At 73.6% G+C, this 20,736-nt stretch carries 3 protein-coding genes (1 of these 3 only partly in view); 1 reads left to right on the top strand and 2 read right to left on the bottom strand.

The genetic code is table 11. The features are described 5' to 3' along the window. Positions 1-17: 17 nt before the first annotated feature. Positions 18-1,964, bottom strand: a complete 1,947-nt coding sequence (locus NZH93_RS40300; RefSeq protein WP_259628585.1) for an ABC transporter ATP-binding protein — start codon at positions 1,962-1,964, stop codon at positions 18-20. After that, positions 1,961-3,697, bottom strand: a complete 1,737-nt coding sequence (locus NZH93_RS40295; protein WP_259628584.1) for an ABC transporter ATP-binding protein — start codon at positions 3,695-3,697, stop codon at positions 1,961-1,963. The genes NZH93_RS40300 and NZH93_RS40295 overlap by 4 nt, the downstream gene beginning before the upstream one ends. A 208-nt stretch (positions 3,698-3,905) precedes the next feature. Between NZH93_RS40295 and NZH93_RS40290 the strand changes: the two genes are divergently transcribed. Then, positions 3,906-20,736, top strand: partial view of a type I polyketide synthase gene (locus NZH93_RS40290; protein WP_259628583.1) — the 5' portion only. Its footprint extends 11,357 nt past the window's final position; the window shows 16,831 of its 28,188 coding nt (coding positions 1-16,831); the start codon lies at positions 3,906-3,908; its stop codon lies beyond the right edge, outside the window.

Below are 20,736 nucleotides of genomic sequence, written 5' to 3'. Positions count from 1 at the left end.
GAGCGGCCCGACCGGCCTCACCGGTCGGGCCGCTCCTCTTCGTCCTCGGCGGTGCGCGCGAACTGCGCGGCGAACAGACGCGCGTAGGCACCCTTGGCGCGCAACAACTCCCCGTGCGCGCCGCGTTCGACGATCTTCCCGTCCTCCATCACGAGGATCACGTCCGCGTCCTGGATCGTGGAGAGCCGGTGCGCGATCACGAAGCAGGTGCGGCCCGCGCGCAACGACGTCATCGCCTTCTGGATGAGCACCTCGCTGCGGGTGTCCACGGAACTGGTGGCCTCGTCGAGGATCAGGATCGCCGGGTCGGCCAGGAACGCCCGCGCCACCGTGACGAGCTGCTTCTCGCCCGCGCTGACCGCGGCCGTCTCGGTGAACACGGTGTCGTAGCCGTCGGGCATCGTGCGGACGAAGTGGTCGACCCGCACGGCCCGCGCGGCGGCGACGACCTGCTCCCGCGTGGCGCCGGGCAGTCCGTAGGCGATGTTGTCGGCGATGGTCCCCTCGAACAGCCAGGTGTCCTGGAGCACGAGCCCGGTCCTGGACCGCACGTCCTGCCGGGTCATCGTCGCGATGTCCCGGCCGTCCAACAGGATCCGGCCGCCGTCCACCTCGTGGAAGCGCATCAGCAGGTTGCCCAGCGTGGTCTTGCCCGCCCCGGTGGGGCCGACGATCGCGACCACCTGGCCGGGCCGCACGGTCAGCGAGAGGTCCTCGATCAGCGGGCGGTCGGCGGTGTAGCGGAAGCTCACGCGGTCGAACTCGACGCTGCCCCGCACGTGCTCCGCGCGGTCGGCGTCCGGCGGGTCCGGCCGCTGCTCCTCCGCGTCGAGCAGTTCGAAAACCCGTTCGGCCGAGGCGAAGCCGGACTGGAGCTTGCCGATCACGCCGCCGATCTCGCCCGCCTGGTTGTTGAACTGGGTGGTGTACAACATGAACGCCTGCACGCTGCCGAGCGACAGCGCCCCGCTCGCCACCCGCAGCGCCCCGACGACGGCGACCATGACGTAGTTGAGGTTGGCCACGAACAGCAGCGCGGGCTCGATGGCCTCGGCGAAGAAGTGCGCCCGCCGTCCGGACCCGCGCATCGCGTCGTTGCACTCGTCGAACTCGCGCAGCGCGGTCTCGCGCTGCCCGAACACCCGGACCAGGGCGTGCCCGGTGTACATCTGCTCCACGTGGGAGTTGAGCGCGCCGGTGTCCGCCCACAGCTCGACGAAGTGCGGCTTGGTGCGCTTGCTGACGCGGGCGACGATGTACCCCGACAGCGGGATGCTCAACAGCATCAGGACGGTGAGCAGCGGCGAGATCACCAGCATCATCACCAGCACGGTCAGCAGGGCGAGCACGACCGACGCGAGCTTGCTGAAGGTCTGCTGCATGACGGTCTGGAGGTTGTCGACGTCGTTGGTGACCCGGCTGAGCAGCTCTCCGACCGGACGGCGGTCGAAGTAGCTCAGCGGGAGCCTCGGCAGCTTGGCCTCCACCCGCTCCCGCACGTCGAACGCCACCTTCTGCACCACCTTCGCGGCGATCCGCTCCTGGAGGTACATGAACGAGGACGCGACCAGGTAGAGCGCCAGCGCGATGGCCAGCAGCACGGCCACCCGACCGAAGGCGACACCGCTGCCGGGCACCAGGTCGACGGTGCCGTACACCTCGGCGAGGGTGGTGTTGCCCTCCGCGCGCAGCCGGTCGATGGCCTCCGCCTTGGTCAGGCCCGCGGGCAGGTTCGCGCCCGCGAACCCGGCGAAGATCAGGTCGGTCGCCTTGCCGAGCAGCAGCGGTCCGATCGTGTTCGCGGCGACACCGATGACGCAGCACCCCATCGCGGCGATGGTCGGCAGCCGGTAGGGCCCCAGCAGGGCGACGAGCCTGCGCACCGTGCGGCGGGTGTCCTGCGGCTTGTCCGCGGGGCTCTCGCCGCCGGTCTCGGGCTCCGCTGCCGCTGCCGGGGTGGTCACAACGCCTCCTGGGCGGTGAGCTGGGACTGGGCGATGGCGCGGTAGACGTCGTTGCCCGCGATCAGTTCGTCGTGCGTGCCGAGTCCCACGACCCGGCCTTCGTCCAGGACGGCGATGCGGTCCGCGTCCCGGATGGTGCTGATCCGCTGGGCGACCACGATGACGGTCGCCCCGGCGATGTCCGGCGCGAGGGCCGCGCGCAACGCGGCCTCCGTGGCGTAGTCCAGGCCGGAGAAGCAGTCGTCGAACAGGTAGACGTCCGGGCGCCGCACGAGGGTCCGCGCGATGGACAGCCGCTGTCGCTGTCCGCCCGAGAAGTTGCCGCCGCCCTGCACGACCGCCGAGTCGAGCCCGTCGGGCAGCCCGGCCACGAAGTCCCGGACCTGCGCGACGTCGAGCGCGTGCCACAGCTCGTCGTCGGTGGCCTCCGGCCTGCCGTAGCGCAGGTTCGTGGCGATGGTCCCCGCGAACAAGTAGGGCTTCTGCGACACCAGGCCCACGGTCGCCGACAGCGCGTCGCGGTCCACCTCCCGCACGTCGGTCCCGTTGACGAGGACCGACCCGGTGGTCGTCTCGTACAGCCGCAGCACCAGGTTGAGCAGCGTGGTCTTGCCGCTCCCGGTGCTGCCGATGAGCGCCAGCGTCTCGCCCGGCCGCACCGAGAGGGTGATGTCCCGCAGGGACGGCTCTTCCGCGCCTGGGTAGCGGAACCCGGCGCCGCGCAGGTCGACGTGACCGGGGAGGGCGCCGGTGCCCCCGTCCCCGGCCCCGTCCACGGACGGCGAAGCGGGGGTGTCGAGGACCTCGCAGACGCGGCGTGCCGCCACCTGCGCGCGCGGCACGGTCAGGAACACGTACATCGCGATCAGCATGGAGGTCAGGATCAGGATCACGTAGCCGGTGAAGGCGCTCAGCGCGCCGATCGTGAGGTCGCCGGAGCCGATCCGGCTGCCGCCGACCCACACGACGACGACGGTGAACACGTTGCCCAGCAACCACACGATCGGGAACATCATCGCCGCCTGTCGCCGGGCGCGCATGGTGAGCTGGAACAGCTCCTCGTTCGCGTCGCCGAAGCGCCGCCGCTCGTGGTCCTCGCGGACGAACGCCCTGATCACCCGGACACCGGTGATCTGCTCGCGCAGCAGCCGGTTCATCCGGTCGACGCTGTGCTGGATCAGGCTGTACAGGGGGCTCATCCTGGCCATCACGACCAGGACCGTGATCGTGGCCAGCGGGATGAAGACCAGCAGCACGAGGGTCAGCGGCACGTCCTGCTGCAACGCCAGCACGATGCTGGCCACGCACATGATCGGAGCGGACACGATGCTGCCGAAACCGTCGACGGTGACCAACTGGATCTGCTGGACGTCGTTGACGGTGCGGGTGGTGAGCGACGCGGCGCCGAACCGCTCGACCTCGTGGACCGAGAAGTCCTGCACCCGGCGGAAGATCGCGGACCGCAGCGCGGCCCCCAGTGCGGTCGCCACGCCGGTGCCGAAGTACTGCGCGCCCATCCTGGCCGCCACCTGCACCGCGGCCACGCCCACCATCACGGCGCCGATCCACAGGATGTCCACAATGGACCCGCGGAGCAGGCCTCGGTCGATGAGCTGAGCGTTCATCGTGGGCAGCAGCAGGAAAGTGACCGTCTGCACCATCTGCAACAGGATCAGCAACGCGATCGAGGCGCGGTGGGGACGGAGGTAAGTTCCCAGTATTCGGCTGAGCAAAGGACACCTTCCGGTACGGGTCCGGCCCAGTCAAGTCGGCCGTCGACCGGTAAATCCCTAGTCTTCCGGGGTGCCGGGCGGGTGCCGGGGCGAAGACTAGGGATTTACCGGGCGGGGCCCGATGACACTTCCCGTTGGCGTCCGCCAGGTTTCCGGCGGTGTTCCGGATGTTTCGCGCCCCGCCTGTCGAGATGGGTTGAACAGAGCTATGGACAACGAGCAGAGGCTCAGGGACTACCTCAAGCGTGCGACCGCCGACCTCCGCACCACCCGCAACCGGGTGAGCGAGCTGGAGCAGGCGACGCAGGAACCCATCGCGATCGTGGGCATGGGCTGTCGCTACCCCGGTGGCGTGGCGAGCCCCGACGACCTGTGGCGCATGGTGAGCAACGGCGAGCACGGCATCACCGACTTCCCGACCGACCGCGGCTGGGACGTCGAGGCGCTCGGCTCCTCCTCGACGCTGTCCGGCGGCTTCCTGCACGACGCCCCGGCGTTCGACGCCGACTTCTTCGGCATCTCGCCGCGCGAGGCGCTGGCGATGGATCCGCAGCAGCGCGTCCTGCTGGAGACCTCGTGGGAGGCGCTGGAAGGCGCCGGGATCGACCCCACCACGATCAAGGGCAGTCGGACCGGCGTCTTCGTCGGCGCGATGCCGCAGGACTACCGGGTTGGCCCCTCGGACAACGTCGACGGCTTCCGGCTCACCGGCAGCACGACGAGCGTCATCTCCGGCCGCCTGTCGTACTTCCTCGGGGTCATCGGCCCCGCCCTCACCGTCGACACCGCGTGCTCCTCCTCCCTGGTCGCCCTGCACCTGGCCAGCCACGCACTGCGGTCCGGTGAGTGCTCGCTGGCGCTGGCCGGTGGTGTCACCGTGATGCCGAGCCCGGTCACCTTCGTCGAGTTCAGCCTCCAGGGCGGACTCGCCTCGGACGGCCACTGCCGTTCGTTCGCCGACTCGGCCAACGGCACCGGCTGGGCCGAGGGCGCGGGCGTGCTCGTGCTCGAACGGCTCTCCGACGCCCAGCGCAACGGGCACCGGATCCTCGCCGTGGTCCGGGGTTCCGCGGTGAACCAGGACGGCGCGTCCAACGGCCTCACCGCGCCGAACGGCCCCTCGCAGCGGCGGGTGATCCAGGAGGCACTGGCCAACGCGCGGCTGTCCCCCTCGGACGTCGACGCGGTCGAGGCGCACGGGACGGGCACCACGCTGGGCGACCCGGTCGAGGCGCACGCGCTGCTGGCCACCTACGGGCGCAACCGGGACGCGGACAAGCCGCTCCTGCTCGGATCGGTGAAGTCGAACATCAGCCACACCCAGGCCGCCGCCGGTGTCGCGGGCGTCATCAAGATGGTGATGGCCATGCGGCACGGTGTGCTGCCCAAGACGCTGCACGTCGACGAGCCTTCGTCCAAGGTGGACTGGACCGAGGGCGCCGTGCGGCTGCTCACCGACTCGGTGGAGTGGCCCGACAACGACCGCCCTCGTCGGGCGGGTGTGTCCTCCTTCGGGCTCAGCGGCACGAACGCGCACGCGATCATCGAGCAGGCTCCGGACGAGCCCGCGGTGGAGCGGGAACCTGGCGTGGCCGCCGGGCCCGTCCCGGTGCTGTTGTCCGGCAAGAGCTGGGACGCCGTCCACGCGCAGGCCGCGAACCTGTTGCCCGCGGTGGATGGTGCGTCGTCGGTCGAGGACCTCGCGTACTCGCTCGCGACCACGCGGTCCGCTTTCGAGTGCCGTGCCGCGTTCGTCGCGCAGGACCTCGACGGCGCGCGGGCGGCGCTGGCCGAGCTGGCGGGCGGCGGACAGCCGGTCGGCGGCGAGCGCGGAGTGGTGCGCGGCAAGCGGAAGGTCGCGGTGCTGTTCACCGGCCAGGGCGCGCAGCGCATCGGCATGGGGAGGCAACTCCACGCCCGGTTCCCGGCGTTCGCCACCGCGCTGGACGCGGTGTGCGAGGCACTGGACGAGCACCTGGACCGCCCCCTGCGGGACGTGATGTGGGGTGAGGACACCGAGCTGCTGGAGCGCACCGAGTGGGCCCAGCCCGCGCTGTTCGCCGTGGAGGTCGCGCTCTACCGGCTGGCCGAGTCCTGGGGTGTCACGCCGGACTACCTGGCGGGCCACTCCATCGGCGAGGTCGCCGCCGCGCACGTGGCGGGCGTCTTCGGTCTGGCCGACGCCGCGGCGCTGGTCACCGCCCGCGGCAGGTTGATGCAGCGGCTGTCCGCAGGCGGTGCCATGTTCTCCTTGCAGGCGCAGGAGTCCGAGGTGCTGCCGCTGCTGGAGGGCAAGGCCGACAGCGTGTCCCTGGCCGCGCTCAACGGCCCGTCCGCCGTCGTGATCTCGGGTGACGAGGACGCGGTGATCGCGGTCGCGGGCCACTTCGAGGCGTTGGGGCGCAAGACGAAGAGGCTGCGGGTCTCGCACGCGTTCCACTCCCCGCTGATGGCACCGATGCTCGACGGGTTCCGCGCCGTGCTGGCGGGCCTGTCGCCCCAGGAGCCGCTGGTCCCGTTGGTGTCCAACGTAACCGGCGAGCAGGCGACCGTTCAGCAGTTGACGTCGGTGGAGTACTGGGCCGACCACGTCCGGCTGCCGGTGCGGTTCGCCGCCGGGATCGACTGGCTGCGCGACCACGGCGTCACCCAGTTCGTCGAGCTCGGCCCGGACAGCGTGCTGACCGCGATGACCCGCACCTGCCTCGAAGGTGTGGACGCCGACACCGTCGGGACGGTCGCGGCCCTGCGCTCCGGCCGCGACGAGGTCCGGACGATCACCGCCGCGGCGGCGAGCCTGCACGCCCACGGCGTGCGGATCGGCTGGGACGCCTTCTTCGCGGGCACGACCGCGAAGCGGATGGACCTGCCCACCTACCCCTTCCAGCGCAGGCGGTTCTGGCCGCGCGACGGGCACGGCGCGCCCGGTGACCTGCGCTCGGCCGGTCTCGGTGCCGCGCAGCACCCGCTGCTGACGGCCACCGTGTCACTGGCCGAGGCGGACAGCGTCCTGCTCACCGGCAGGCTCTCGTTGCAGTCGCACCCCTGGCTGGCGGGCCACGCGATCCGCGGCGCGGTGCTGCTGCCCGGCACGGCCTTCCTCGAACTCGCGCTGCGCGCCGGGGACGAGGTCGGCTGCGACCTGGTCGAGGAGCTGACCATGGCCGCGCCGCTCGTCCTCGGCGAGCAGGGCGGCGTCCAGGTACAGCTATCCATCGGCGGTCCCGACGACGCCGGGCGGCGGACGTTCGGCGTCTACTCCCGGCCCGACGGCGCCGAGGGCGTCGACGACCACCCGTGGACCAGGCACGCGGGCGGTGTGCTCGCCCGCGCCGACCGGGCAGCGGACCACGACCCGGTGCCCGAGCTGGTCGACTGGCCCCCGGCAGGCGCCCAGGCGGTATCCGTGGACGGGTTCTACGAAGCCCTGGGGGAACAGGGCTTCGGCTACGGTCCCGCCTTCCGCGGGCTGCGGGCGGCGTGGCGCCGAGGGTCCGACGTGTTCGCCGAGGTCGTCCTCCCGGAGGTGGCGGGCCCGGACGCGGGCGCGTTCGGCGTGCACCCCGCGCTGCTCGACGCGACCCTGCACGCCACCGGGTTCCTCGACCTCGGCGCGGCCGGGTCCGGCCTGCTGCCGTTCTCGTGGGAGGGCGTCCGCCTGCACGCGACCGGCGCGTCCTCGGTGCGCGTGCGGCTGTCGCCCGCGGGCGGGTCGGCCGTGTCCGTGGAGGTCGCGGACGCCGGGGGCGCCCCGGTCGCGTCAGTCGGCTTTCTCGGGCTGCGCCCGTTCGGCGACGACCGGCCGGGTTCGCCGGTCGTGCGGGACTCGCTGTTCCGGCTCGACTGGGTCCCGGCGGCCACCGGCACCGGACCGGAGCGGATCGCGGTGCTGGGCTCGGACGTCTTCGGTCTGGCAGGCCCGCTGTCCGCCGACGTGGTCGCCGACCTGGACGCACTGGCGGGTGCCCCGGTGCCGCCGGTGGTGCTCCTGGCCGTGGACGGCGGCGGGCACGACGACCCGGTCACGGCCGCGCACGACGTGACCGCTCGGGTCCTCGCCGACGCGCAGGCGTGGGTGGCCGACGACCGGTTCGCCGGGTCGACCCTGGTGTTCGTCACCGGCGGAGCGGTCGCGGTCACCGGTGCCGAGTCGCCGGACCCGGTCACGGCCGCCGCGTGGGGGCTCGTGCGGTCCGCCCAGATCGAGCACCCCGACCGGTTCGGTCTCCTGGACCTCGACCGCACGTCCGACGCCACCGTCGTGGCGGCCGCCCTCACCGCCGGGGAGCCGCAGTTGGCCGTCCGCGACGGTGTCGCGTGGGCCGCGCGCCTCGCGCGGTACTCCCCGCCCGCGACCCGGAACGGCCTCGACCCCCAGGGCACCGTCCTGATCACCGGCGGCACCGGCGGCCTCGGCGCGCTGCTGGCCCGCCACCTCGTGGCCGAGCACAGCGCGCGGCACCTGCTGCTGCTCAGCCGCCAGGGCTCCGATGCGACCGGCGCCGCGGACCTGGCCGCCGAGCTGACCGGCCTGGGCGCCGAGGTGACGATCAGCGCCTGCGACGTCACCGACCGGGCCGCGCTGGAGCACGTCCTCGCGGCCGTGCCCGACAGCCACCCGCTGACCGGCGTGGTCCACGCGGCGGGCGTGCTGGACGACGGCGTGCTCGACGCCCTCACCGTCGACCGGCTGGACGCGGTGCTGCGCCCCAAGGTGGACGCCGCGTGGCACCTGCACGAGCTGACCCTCGGCCTCGACCTGACGACGTTCGTGCTGTTCTCCTCGGCCGCCGGTGTCCTCGGCGCGGCGGGCCAGTCCGGCTACGCCGCGGGCAACGCGTTCCTGGACGCGCTGGCGGTCACCCGCACCGCCGCCGGCCTGCCGGGCCTGTCCCTGGCCTGGGGGCCGTGGACGCCCGACGCGGGCATGACCGGCGCACTCGGCCAGGCGAGCAGGCAGCGCCTCGCCCGCACCGGCACCCTGCCGCTGTCGGAAGAGCACGGCCTCGGCCTGTTCGACGCGGCGCTGACCAGCGGCGAGCCGTCGCTCGTTCCGGTCCGCCTCGACCTGCCCGCCCTGCGGGCGCGCGGCGACGTGACGGCCGTGCTGCGAGGTCTGGTCCGCTCCACCACCCGCCGCACGGCCTCCGCGGTGTCCGGCACGTCCGCGGGCATCGCGCAGCGGCTCGGCAGGCTCGGCGACGCCGAGCGCGCGGACCTGGTGACCGAGCTGGTCCGCGGCCAGGTCGCGGCTGTCCTCGGGCACGACACCACCGACCCGGTCGACCCGGCCCGCTCGTTCCAGGACCTGGGTTTCGACTCGCTGACCGCTGTCGAACTGCGCAACCAGCTCGGGACCGTGACCGGTCTGCGGATGTCGGCCACGCTGGTCTTCGACTACCCGACCGTGGCCGCCCTCGCCGCGCACCTGCTCGACGAGCTGATGGGGTCGGCGACCCCCGCCGACGCCCTGCCCCCGGCACTCGCGGCCGCCGACGACGACCCGATCGTCATCGTCGGCATGGGCTGCCGGTACCCCGGTGGGGTGTCCTCGCCGGAGGACCTGTGGCGGCTGGTGACCGAGGGGACCGACGCCATCTCCGGGTTCCCGGCCAACCGGGGCTGGGACGTTGAACGGCTCTACCACCCCGATCCCGACCACACGGGCACCTCCTACGCGCGCTCCGGCGGCTTCCTGCACGACGCCGGGGACTTCGACGCCGCCTTCTTCGGCATGAGCCCGCGCGAGGCGCTGGCCACCGACGCCCAGCAGCGCCTGCTGCTGGAGGTGGCCTGGGAGGCCGTCGAACGGGCCGGGATCCCGCCCGCCTCCCTGCGCGGCAGCCAGACCGGGGTGTTCACCGGCCTCATGTACAGCGACTACGCCACCGTCCTGGGCGGTGGTGAGTTCGAGGGCTACCAGGGCACCGGCACCGCGCCCAGCATCGCCTCGGGCCGTGTCTCCTACACGCTGGGCCTGGAAGGGCCCGCGGTCACCGTCGACACGGCGTGCTCGTCGTCGCTGGTGGCCATGCACTGGGCGATGCAGGCCCTGCGCGCCGGTGAGTGCACGCTCGCGCTGGCGGGCGGCGCCACCGTCATGTCGACGCCGACGCCCTTCCTGGAGTTCTCCCGCCAGCGCGGGCTGTCGCCGGACGGGCGCTGCAAGGCCTACGCCGACGCCGCGGACGGCGTCGCGTGGGCCGAGGGCGTCGGCATCCTGGTGCTCGAACGGATGTCGGACGCCCGGCGCAACGGGCACGAGATCCTGGCCGTGGTCAAGGGTTCCGCGGTCAACCAGGACGGCGCGTCCAACGGCCTGACGGCCCCCAACGGCCCGTCGCAGCAGCGGGTGATCCGCCAGGCGCTGGCGAGCGCGGGCCTGACGACCGCTGACGTGGACGTGGTCGAAGGGCACGGCACGGGCACCGCGCTCGGCGACCCGATCGAGGCCCAAGCCATCCTGGCGACCTACGGGCAGGGCCGCGACGAAGCGCTGCTGCTCGGCTCGGTGAAGTCGAACATCGGGCACACCCAGGCCGCCGCCGGTGTCGCCGGTGTGATCAAGATGGTGCTGGCGATGCGGCACGGCGTCCTGCCCAGGACGCTGCACGTCGACGCGCCGTCCAACCAGGTCGACTGGACCGCCGGGGCGGTGCGGCTGCTGACCGAGTCCACCCCGTGGCCGGAGGTGGGTCGCCCGCGCCGCGCGGCCGTGTCCTCGTTCGGCTTCAGCGGCACGAACGTGCACACCATCCTCGAACAGGCGCCGGTCGTGGCGGAGCCCACCGCCGCGCCGGTCGAGCGGACGGTGCCGGTGCTGCTGTCCGCCCGCGGCCGGGCCGCGCTGCGGGCGCAGGCCGGTCGCCTGCTGTCCACCGTGGAGGCCACGCCTGAGGCGAGTGCCGCCGACATCGCGTTCTCGGCCGCGACCACCCGGTCCCGGTTCGAGCTGGGAGCCGCGGTCGTCGCCGACGACCGCGACACCCTGGTGCGGGCGCTGTCCGCGCTGGCGGCCGGTCGACCCGACCCCGCCGTGGTCGAGGGCGAGTCCTCGCCCGGTCGGACGGCGGTGCTGTTCACCGGCCAGGGCAGCCAGCGCCTCGGCATGGGCCGCGAGCTGCACGGCCGGTTCCCCGCCTTCGCGCGGGCGCTGGACGAGGTGATCGCGGAGCTGGACCCGCTCCTGGACCGCCCGCTGCGGGAAGTGGTGTGGGGCGAGGACGCCGACCTGCTCGACCTGACCGGCTGGACCCAGCCCGCCCTGTTCGCGATCGAGGTGGCGCTGTTCCGGCTGGTCGAGTCGTGGGGCGTGCGGCCGGACTACCTGACCGGGCACTCCATCGGCGAGCTGACCGCGGCGCACGTCTCCGGCGTGCTGTCCCTCCCCGACGCCTGCCGGCTCGTCGTCGCCCGCGCCCGGCTGATGCAGGAGCTGCCCGAGGGCGGCGCGATGCTCGCCGTCCAGGCCACCGAGGCCGAGGTGCGATCCGAGCTCACGGGTCTGGCCGACCGGGTCGCGGTCGCCGCGGTCAACGGACCGGCCGCCGTGGTGGTCTCCGGTGACCAGGACGCGGTCGACGAGCTCGCCGCGAGGTTCGCCGCGCAGGGCCGCAAGACCAAGCGGCTGCGCGTGTCGCACGCGTTCCACTCGCCGCGGATGGACCCGATGCTGGAGCGGTTCCGCGAGGTGGCGGAGAGCCTCGTCTACGCGGACCCGACCATCCCGGTGATCTCCAACGTCTCCGGTGGGCCCGCCACCGCCGAACAGCTCCGCTCCCCGGAGTACTGGGTCGAGCACGTGCGCGCGACGGTCCGCTTCGAGGCGGGCGTGCGCGAACTCGCCGCGCGCGGGGTGCGCACCTTCCTCGAACTGGGCCCGGACGGCGTGCTGTCGGCGATGGTCCAGGACACCCTCGGTGACGAGGCGGACGTGGAGCTCGTGCCCGTTCTGCGCGCGTCCCGACCGGAGGAGCGCGGCGTCGTCACGGCCCTGGCGAGGCTGGACGTCGCAGGCGTCCGCGTCGACTGGCCCGCGTTCTTCGCGGGCGGCGGGGCCCGGCGGGTGGACCTGCCGACCTACGCCTTCCAACGCGAGTTCTTGTGGCCCCGGCAGGCCGCGCCCGTCGCGGCCGCCGACCCGGCGGACGACCGGCTGTGGGCGGCCGTCGAGCGTGGCGACGCCGGTGAGCTCGCCACGATCCTCGGGCTGGAGCAGGAGCAGCGGCCGTCGCTGGCGTCGCTGCTGCCCGCCCTGTCGTCCTGGCGGCGCGACCGCGTCGACCGGACCGCGCTGGACTCCTGGCGCTACGGCGTCGGGTGGACGCCGTTGCGGCGAGCCGTGCCCGCCGAGCTGTCCGGCACCTGGCTGGTGGTCACGACCCCGGAGGTCGACGACACCGAGGTCCGCGACGCGCTGAGCGCGTGGGGCGCGCAGGTGCGGCGGATCGTGCTCGACGAGACCACCACCGACCGCACCGCGCTGGCGGCGCTCATCACGGCGGAGGCGTCCGCGGGCGACCTCGCCGGTGCCGTGTCGGTGCTGGCTTCGGACGAGCGGCCGTTCCCGGCGCGGCCGGGGCTCACGACCGGACTGGCACTGACCGTCCTGCTGGTGCAGGCCATGGCCGACCTGGGCCTCGAAAGTCCACTGTGGACCCTCACCTCGGGTGCGGTGGGCACGGGGGAGACCGACCCGCTGACGAACCCCGCGCAGTCCGCGGTGTGGGGCCTCGGCCGCGCCGCGGCACTCGAACACCCCCGGCTGTGGGGCGGTCTGGTCGACCTGCCGCGCACGCTGGACGTCGGCGCCACCGAGTCGCTGATGGCCCTGCTGGCCGACCCGCGCGACGAGGACCAGGTCGCGATCCGGGGGACCGGCCTGCTCGGCAGGCGGCTGGAACGCCGTCCCGCGCCCGCCGCACCCGGTGAGTTCACCGCGAGCGGAACGGTGCTCGTCACCGGCGGCACCGGCGGTCTGGGAGGCGAGGTCGCCCGCTGGCTCGCGGGCAGCGGCGCGGAGAACCTGGTGCTGACCAGTCGTCGAGGCCCGGCCGCGCCGGGTGCCGACGAGCTGCGCGCCGAACTTGAAGCGCTGGGCGCACGGGTGGAGATCGTGGCTTGCGACGTCGCCGACCGCGCCGCGCTGGCCGCGGTGCTCGACGCCGTCCCGGCGCGGTACCCGCTCACCGGAGTCGTGCACACCGCCGGAACCGGCACGCAGGTGCCGCTGACCGACACCGACCTGGAGGGCTTCGCCGAGGCCGTGGCGGCCAAGGTGGCGGGCGCGGTCAACCTGGACGCCCTGCTCGGCGACCGCGAGCTGGACCTGTTCGTGCTGTTCGGGTCCATCGCGGGCACCATCGGCGCCGGACAACAGGGCGCGTACGGCGCGGGCAACGCCTACCTCGACGCGCTGGCCGAGCACCGGCACGCCAGGGGTCTCGCGGCCACGTCGCTGGCGTGGGGCCCGTGGGCGGACTCCGGCATGGCGGCCAACCCCGAGGCCACCGAGACCTTCCAGCGCCGGGGGCTCGTCTTCCTCCCACCGCGCCTGGCGATGGCGGAGCTGCGCGGCGCGGTGCTGCGCGGCGACGTGACCGCCGTGGTCGCCGACGTCGACTGGTCGCGGTACGCGCCGATCTTCACCGCGATGCGGCCCAGCGCCCTGCTCGGCGACCTGCCCGAGGTCAGGGCACTGGCCACCCGGAAGGCGGCCGGACCGGTCACCGACCGGCCCGAGGTCCTCCGGCGGCTGGCCGGGCTGTCCGAGGCCGACCAGACCCGCAGGCTCGTCGAGATGGTCCGCACCGAGGCCGCGGCGGTGCTCGGGCACCCCTCGGCGGAGCTCGTGCCGGAACGGCGCGCGTTCCAGGAGATCGGGTTCGACTCGCTGACCGCGGTCGAGCTGCGCAAGCGGCTCGGCGACCTGCTGGACACGACCCTGCCCAGCACCCTGGTCTTCGACTACCCGAGCCCGGCCGCGCTGGCCCAGTTCCTCCGCACGGAGGTCGTCGGCTCGGGGACGGGCGCGGGCGAGGTGGTCGCGGCCTCCGCCGCGGCACCGGACGAGCCGATCGCGATCGTCGCCATGAGCTGCCGCTTCCCCGGCGGCGTCACCACGCCCGAGCAGTTCTGGGACCTCATCGCCGCGGGCGTGGACGCCGTGTCGGACTTCCCCGGTGACCGCGGCTGGGAGGGGACGATCCAGTACGACCCCGACCCGGACAAGCCCGGCACGACCTACACGACGCGCGGCGGCTTCCTCCAGTCGGCGGGCGACTTCGACCCCGGCTTCTTCGGCATCTCCCCGCGCGAGGCGTTGGCGATGGACCCGCAGCAGCGGCTGCTGCTGACGACCTCGTGGGAGGCGTTCGAACGCGCGGGCATCGACCCGGCGACGCTGCGCGGCAGCGCGACCGGCACGTTCATCGGCTCCAGCTTCCAGGAGTACGGGGCGGGCGCCGAGGTCGACACCCGCGTCGTCACCAGCGCCATCCCGAGCGTCCTTTCCGGACGGTTGGCCTACGTCTTCGGGCTGGAAGGACCGGCCGTCACGGTCGACACCGCCTGCTCGTCCTCGCTCGTGGCCCTGCACCTGGCCTGCCAGTCGCTGCGCCAGGGGGAGACGAGCCTCGCCATCGTCGGCGGCGCGACGGTCATGCCCAACACCACGCCGTTCGCGGCGTTCAGCCGCCAGCGCGCGCTGGCCGTGGACGGGCGCTCCAAGGCCTTCGGCGAGGGCGCCGACGGCATGACCCTGGCCGAGGGCATCGGCATCCTGCTGGTGGAGAAGCTGTCGGACGCCCGCGCCAACGGGCACCCGGTGCTCGCCGTGGTCCGCGGCTCGGCGGTGAACCAGGACGGGGCGTCCAACGGGCTCACCGCGCCCAACGGCCCCGCGCAGCAGCGGGTGATCCGCCAGGCGCTGGCCAACTCCCGACTGTCCCCTTCGGACATCGACGTCGTCGAGGCGCACGGCACCGGCACCGCGCTGGGCGACCCGATCGAGGCGCAGGCCCTCCAGGCGACCTACGGTCGCGACCGCGACCCGGAGCGCCCGCTGCTGCTGGGCTCGGTCAAGTCGAACATCGGCCACACCCAGTCGGCGGCCGGGGTCGCCGCCGTGATCAAGATGGTCATGGCCCTGCGCAACGACGTGCTGCCCAGCACGTTGTACGCGGAGAAGCCGTCCACCCACATCGACTGGTCGCCGGGGACGCTGTCCCTGCTGACCGAAGCGGTCGACTGGCCCGCGGGCGAGCGCCCGCGCCGGTTCGCCGTCTCCTCGTTCGGGATCAGCGGCACCAACGCGCACACCGTGCTGGAGGAGGCACCCCCGGAACCGGCCGAGGAGACCCCCGAACGCGTTCCGGCACCGGGCGTGCCGTGGGTGCTCTCCGCCCGGAGCGAGCCCGCGCTGCGCGCCCAGGCGGCCACCCTGCGGGCGCACCTGGACACCCGCCCCGACCTCGACGTCGCCGACGTGGCGCACTCGCTGGTCACGTCGCGGTCGCTGTTCGAGCACCGGGCCGTGGTGCTCGGCCCCGACCACCCGGCCGCCCTGGCGGCCCTGGCCACCGGGGGTTCATCGGCGGCGGTGGTGGAGGGCGTCGCGGACGTCGACGGCAAGACGGTGTTCGTCTTCCCCGGCCAAGGGGCGCAGTGGGAGGGCATGGGAGCCCGGCTGCTGGAGGAATCGCCGGTCTTCGCCGAGCGGATCGCCGAGTGCGCCATGGCCCTGAGCTCCTTCGTCGACTGGTCTCTGACCGACGTGCTGCGCCAGGCCGACGGAGCCCCCGGTCTGGACCGGGTCGACGTCGTCCAGCCCGTCTCGTTCGCGGTCATGGTGGCGCTGGCGGAGCTGTGGCGCTCACGCGGCGTGATCCCGGACGCGGTGGTCGGCCACTCCCAGGGCGAGATCGCCGCCTCCGTCGTCGCGGGCGCACTGTCCCTTGAGGACGGTGTGCGCGTGGTCGCGTTGCGCAGCAAGGCGATTGCCCAGAGCCTGGCGGGTGCGGGCGGGATGATGTCCGTCGCGATGCCCGCCGACGACCTCGCCGCTCTGCTGCCCACCGACGGCAGCCTCTCGATCGCCGCGGTCAACGGGCCGCGGTCCGTGGTGGTGTCCGGCGTCCCTGCAGCGCTGGACACCATCCAGGAACGGCTCGCCGCCGACGGCGTCCGGGTCAAGCGCATCCAGGTGGACTACGCCTCGCACTCCGCCCAGGTGGACGCCCTGCGCGACGAGCTGCTGGACGTGCTCGCGCCGATCGCGCCGCGTCCCGCCACCACGCCGTTCTTCTCCACGGTCACCGGCGACTGGCTGGACACCACCGCCATGGACGCGGGGTACTGGCTGAGGAACCTGCGCCTGACCGTCGGCTTCGAACCGGCCATCCGGTCCCTGCTCGCCCAGGACCACAAGGCCTTCATCGAGATCAGCCCCCACCCCGTGCTGACGGTGGGCGTCCAGGAGACCGTCGACGACGCGGGCGAGGTGGCACTGGTGACCGGCACCCTGCGCCGCGGCCACGGTGGTGCCGACCGGGTCGAGGCCTCGTTGGCCGCCGCGTTCGTCCGCGGTGTGCACGTCGACTGGACGCGCGACCTCACCGGTGCCCGGCGGGTCGACCTGCCGACCTACGCCTTCCAGCAGGAGCACCTGTGGATCCCGGCCGCGGCGGCGGGCCAGGCGTCGACCGGGGACCCGGTGGACGCCGAGTTCTGGGCCGCGGTGGAGCACGGCGACCTCGCCGCGCTCACGTCCGGCCTGCACGTGGACGAGAACTCGCTCGCGGCCGTGCTGCCCGCGCTGTCCTCGTGGCGTCGGCAGCGACGTGAACAGTCCACAGCGGACTCGTGGCGCTACCGGGTGACCTGGTCGCCGGTCAAGGCCCTCGCCCAGGCCACCCTCCAGGGCACCTGGCTGCTCGTCACCGCCGAGGGGATCGACGACACCGACGTCACGGCCGCGCTCACCGGGCACGGCGCGGAGGTGCTGCGCCTCGTCCTCGACGGCGACTGCCTCGACCGGCAGGTCATCGCCGCCCGCCTGGGCGAGCTGTCGGCGGAGCAGTTCGCCGGTGTCGTGTCCGTGCTCGCGGCCGACGAGCGGCCCAGCACGGGCTTCCCCGCCGTCGCCAACGGCCTCGGCCTGACGGTCGCGCTCGTGCAGGCACTCGGCGACCGCGGGATCGACGCGCCGCTGTGGTGCCTGACCAAGGGTGCGGTGTCGACCGGCCGCTCGGACCAGGTGGCCAACCCGGTGCAGGCCCAGGTGCTCGGGCTCGGCTGGACGGCCGCGCTGGAGCACCCGAAGCGCTGGGGCGGTGTCGTGGACCTGCCGGTCGAGCTGGACCGGCGCGCCGCGGAACGGCTGGTCGCCGTGCTCTCCGGCGGCACGGCCGAGGACCAGCTCGCCATCCGCGCGTCCGGCACGCTCGCGCGTCGGATCGTGCGGGCCCCCGCCGCGTCCGACGCCCGGACGGGCACGTGGACGCCGCGGGGCACCACCCTGATCACCGGCGGCACCGGCACGCTGGCACCGCACCTCGCGCGCTGGCTCGTCGGGCAGGGCGCCGAGGACATCGTGCTGGTCAGCCGTCGGGGGCCGGAGGCACCCGGCGCGGCCGAGCTGCACGCCGACCTGACCGCGCTGGGCGCTCGGGTCGAGGTCGTCGCGTGCGACATCACCGACCGCGACGCCGTGGCCGGGCTGCTCACCGGGCTGAAGGCCGCCGGGCACACCCTGCGCACGGTGGTGCACACCGCCGCGGTCATCGAGCTGCACTCGATCGCCGAGACCGACCTGGAGTCCTTCGCCAGGGTGCTGGACGCCAAGGTGACCGGCGCCCGGAACCTGGACGAGCTGCTCGGAGAGGTCCTGGACGAGGGTGAGCTGGACGCTTTCGTGCTCTACTCCTCGACCGCGGGCATGTGGGGTACCGGCGAGCACGCGGCCTACGTCGCGGGCAACGCCTACCTGCACGCCCTGGCGACCCGGCGCCGCGAGCGCGGTCTGCCCGCGACCTCGTTGTCGTGGGGCATCTGGAACGACGACATGCGCTCCGGCCGCGTCGACCCCGAGCAGATCAAGCGCAGCGGCCTGGTCTTCATGGAGCCGCAGCTCGCGCTGGCGGGCCTGCGGCGGGCGCTCGACGAGGACGACACCGCGATCGCCATCGCCGACATCGACTGGGATCGCTACCACACCGTCTACACCTCGTCCCGCGCCACCGCGCTGTTCGACGAGATCCCCGAGGTGCGGCGGCTGGCCGCGGCCGAAGCGCAGTCCGCGGATCGGGTCTCCGGCGGCGAGTTCGCCTCGAAGGTCCTCGCCCTGCCCTCCGCCGAACGCCACCGGTTCGTGCTCGACCTCGTGCGCGAGGAGGCCGCGACCGTCCTGAACCTGCCCTCCGCGCAGGCGCTGGACGAGCGGCGCGCGTTCCGCGACATCGGGTTCGACTCCATCACCGCCATCGAGCTGCGCAACCGCGTCGCCCGCGTGACCGCGTTGACGCTGCCGAGCACGCTGGTCTTCGACTACCCGAACTCCGCCGCGCTCACGGCGTTCCTGCTCTCCGAGCTCACCGGTGCGGAGGCGGGCGGGCCCGCCTCCGCGGGGTCGCGGGCCGACGCGGACGAGGCCATCGCCATCATCGGCATGAGCTGCCGCTACCCCGGCGGGGCCGACACCCCGGAACTGCTGTGGGACCTCGTCGCCGACGGCGTGGACGCGATCTCGGAGTTCCCGGCCGACCGCGGGTGGCGGATCGAGGACCTGTACGACCCTGACCCCGACCGGGCCGGGCACACCTACTCCGTGCAGGGCGGGTTCCTGCACGAGGCGGCCGAGTTCGACGCCGGGTTCTTCGGGATCTCGCCGCGCGAGGCGCTGTCGATGGATCCCCAGCAGCGGCTGCTGCTGGAAGCGGTCTGGGAGTCGTTCGAACGCGCCGGGCTCGACCCGCACGCGTTGCGCGGCAGCATGACGGGCACGTTCATCGGCGCGAGCTACCAGGACTACACCACCGCCGTCGCGCACACCTCCGAGGGCGCCGAGGGTCACATGATCACCGGCTCGCTCGGCAGCATCCTGTCCGGCCGGGTGGCCTACCTGCTCGGGCTGGAGGGCCCGGCGGTCACCCTCGACACGGCGTGCTCGTCGTCGCTGGTCGCCCTGCACCTGGCCGTGCAGTCGCTGCGCACCGGCGACAGCTCGCTGGCACTGGCCGGTGGCGTCAGCATCATGTCCAGCCCCGGCGCGTTCATCGGGTTCAGCAGGCAGCGGGTGCTGGCCGAGGACGGGCGGTGCAAGGCCTACGCGGACTCCGCCGACGGCATGACCCTCGCCGAGGGCGTCGGTGTCGTGCTGCTGGAACGCCTGTCCGACGCCGAGCGCAACGGTCACCGGATCCTCGCGGTCGTCCGGGGTTCGGCGGTCAACCAGGACGGCGCGTCGAACGGGCTCACCGCCCCCAACGGCCCGTCGCAGCAGCGGGTGATCCGCCAAGCGCTCACCGGCGCAGGCCTGTCCGCCGCCGACGTCGACGTCCTGGAAGGGCACGGCACGGGTACCGCTCTTGGCGACCCGATCGAGGCGCAGGCGCTGCTCGCGACCTACGGCCAGGACCGGGAACGGCCGCTGCTGCTCGGGTCGATCAAGTCGAACATCGGGCACACGCAGATGGCCTCGGGCGTCGCCAGCGTGATCAAGCTGGTCAAGGCGATGGAGCACGGCGTGGTGCCGCGCACGCTGCACGCCGAGGTGCCGTCGTCCCACGTGGACTGGACCGCCGGGGCGATCGAGCTCCTCGACGAGCAGGTCGACTGGCCGTCGACGGGCAGGCCGCGCCGTGCGGGCGTGTCGTCGTTCGGACTGGGCGGCACCAACGCGCACGTCATCCTCGAACAGGCGCCCCCGGCCGACGAGCGGTCCGGTGAGCCGGTGGACGGCGTGGTGCCGGTGCTGGTGTCCGCCCGCGGCGACAAGGCGCTGCGGGCGCAGGCCGGGCGGGTCCTCGACCTGCTGCGCGAGCACCCCGACCTGCACCCCGCCGACCTCGCCTACTCGCTGGCCACGTCCCGGTCGGCGTTCGAGCGGCGGGCGGCCGTCGTGGCGGCGGACCGGGACGAGCTGGTCCTCGGCCTGACCGCGCTGCGCGACGGTTCGCCCGCCTCGGGCGTGGTCACCGGAAGCGCCGACCGCACCCGCCTCGCGGTGCTGTTCACCGGCCAGGGGAGCCAGCGGCCGGGCATGGGGCGTGAGCTCTACGAGCGGTTCGGCGTGTTCGCCGACGCGTTCGACGAGGTGCTGCTGCACCTGGACCGCGAGCTGGACCGCCCGCTCCGCGAACTGGTGTTCGCGGAACCGGGCACGCCGGAGGCCGAGCTGCTGGACCAGACCGGCTACACCCAGCCCGCGCTGTTCGCGATCGAGGTCGCGCTGTACCGGCTCGTCGAGTCCTGGGGTGTCACGCCGGACTACCTCGCCGGGCACTCCGTCGGCGAGATCGCCGCCGCGCAGGTCGCGGGCGTGTTCTCGCTGGAGGACGCGTGCCGCCTGATCGCGGCTCGCGGCAGGCTGATGCAGGCACTGCCCGCCGGAGGCGCGATGCTCTCCGTGAGGGCGACCGAGGACGTGGTCCTCGCGGTGCTCGCGGGCCACGAGGACCGGGTGTCGGTCGCGGCCGTCAACGGCCCGGCGTCGGTGGTCGTCGCGGGCGACGAGGACGTCGTGCTGGAGCTGGCTGCCAGGTTCGAGGCCGAGGGGCACCGCACCAAGCGGCTGAGGGTGAGCCATGCCTTCCACTCGCCGCGGATGGACGCCGTGCTCGCGGACTTCGCGGAGGTCGCCGGGCAGGTCGACTACCAGCGGCCGCGGCTCCCGTTCGTGTCCAACGTGACCGGCGTGCTCGCCACCCCCGAGCAGGTGTGCACCCCTGAGTACTGGGTGCGGCACGTGCGGGAGGCGGTCCGCTTCGCCGACGGGATGACGTCGTTGACCGGTCAGGGCGTGGGGGCGTTCCTGGAACTCG

The organism is Umezawaea endophytica, assembly GCF_025061645.1.
Lineage (GTDB): Bacteria > Actinomycetota > Actinomycetes > Mycobacteriales > Pseudonocardiaceae > Umezawaea > Umezawaea endophytica.
This window is presented reverse-complemented; position numbering and strand designations above follow the sequence as displayed.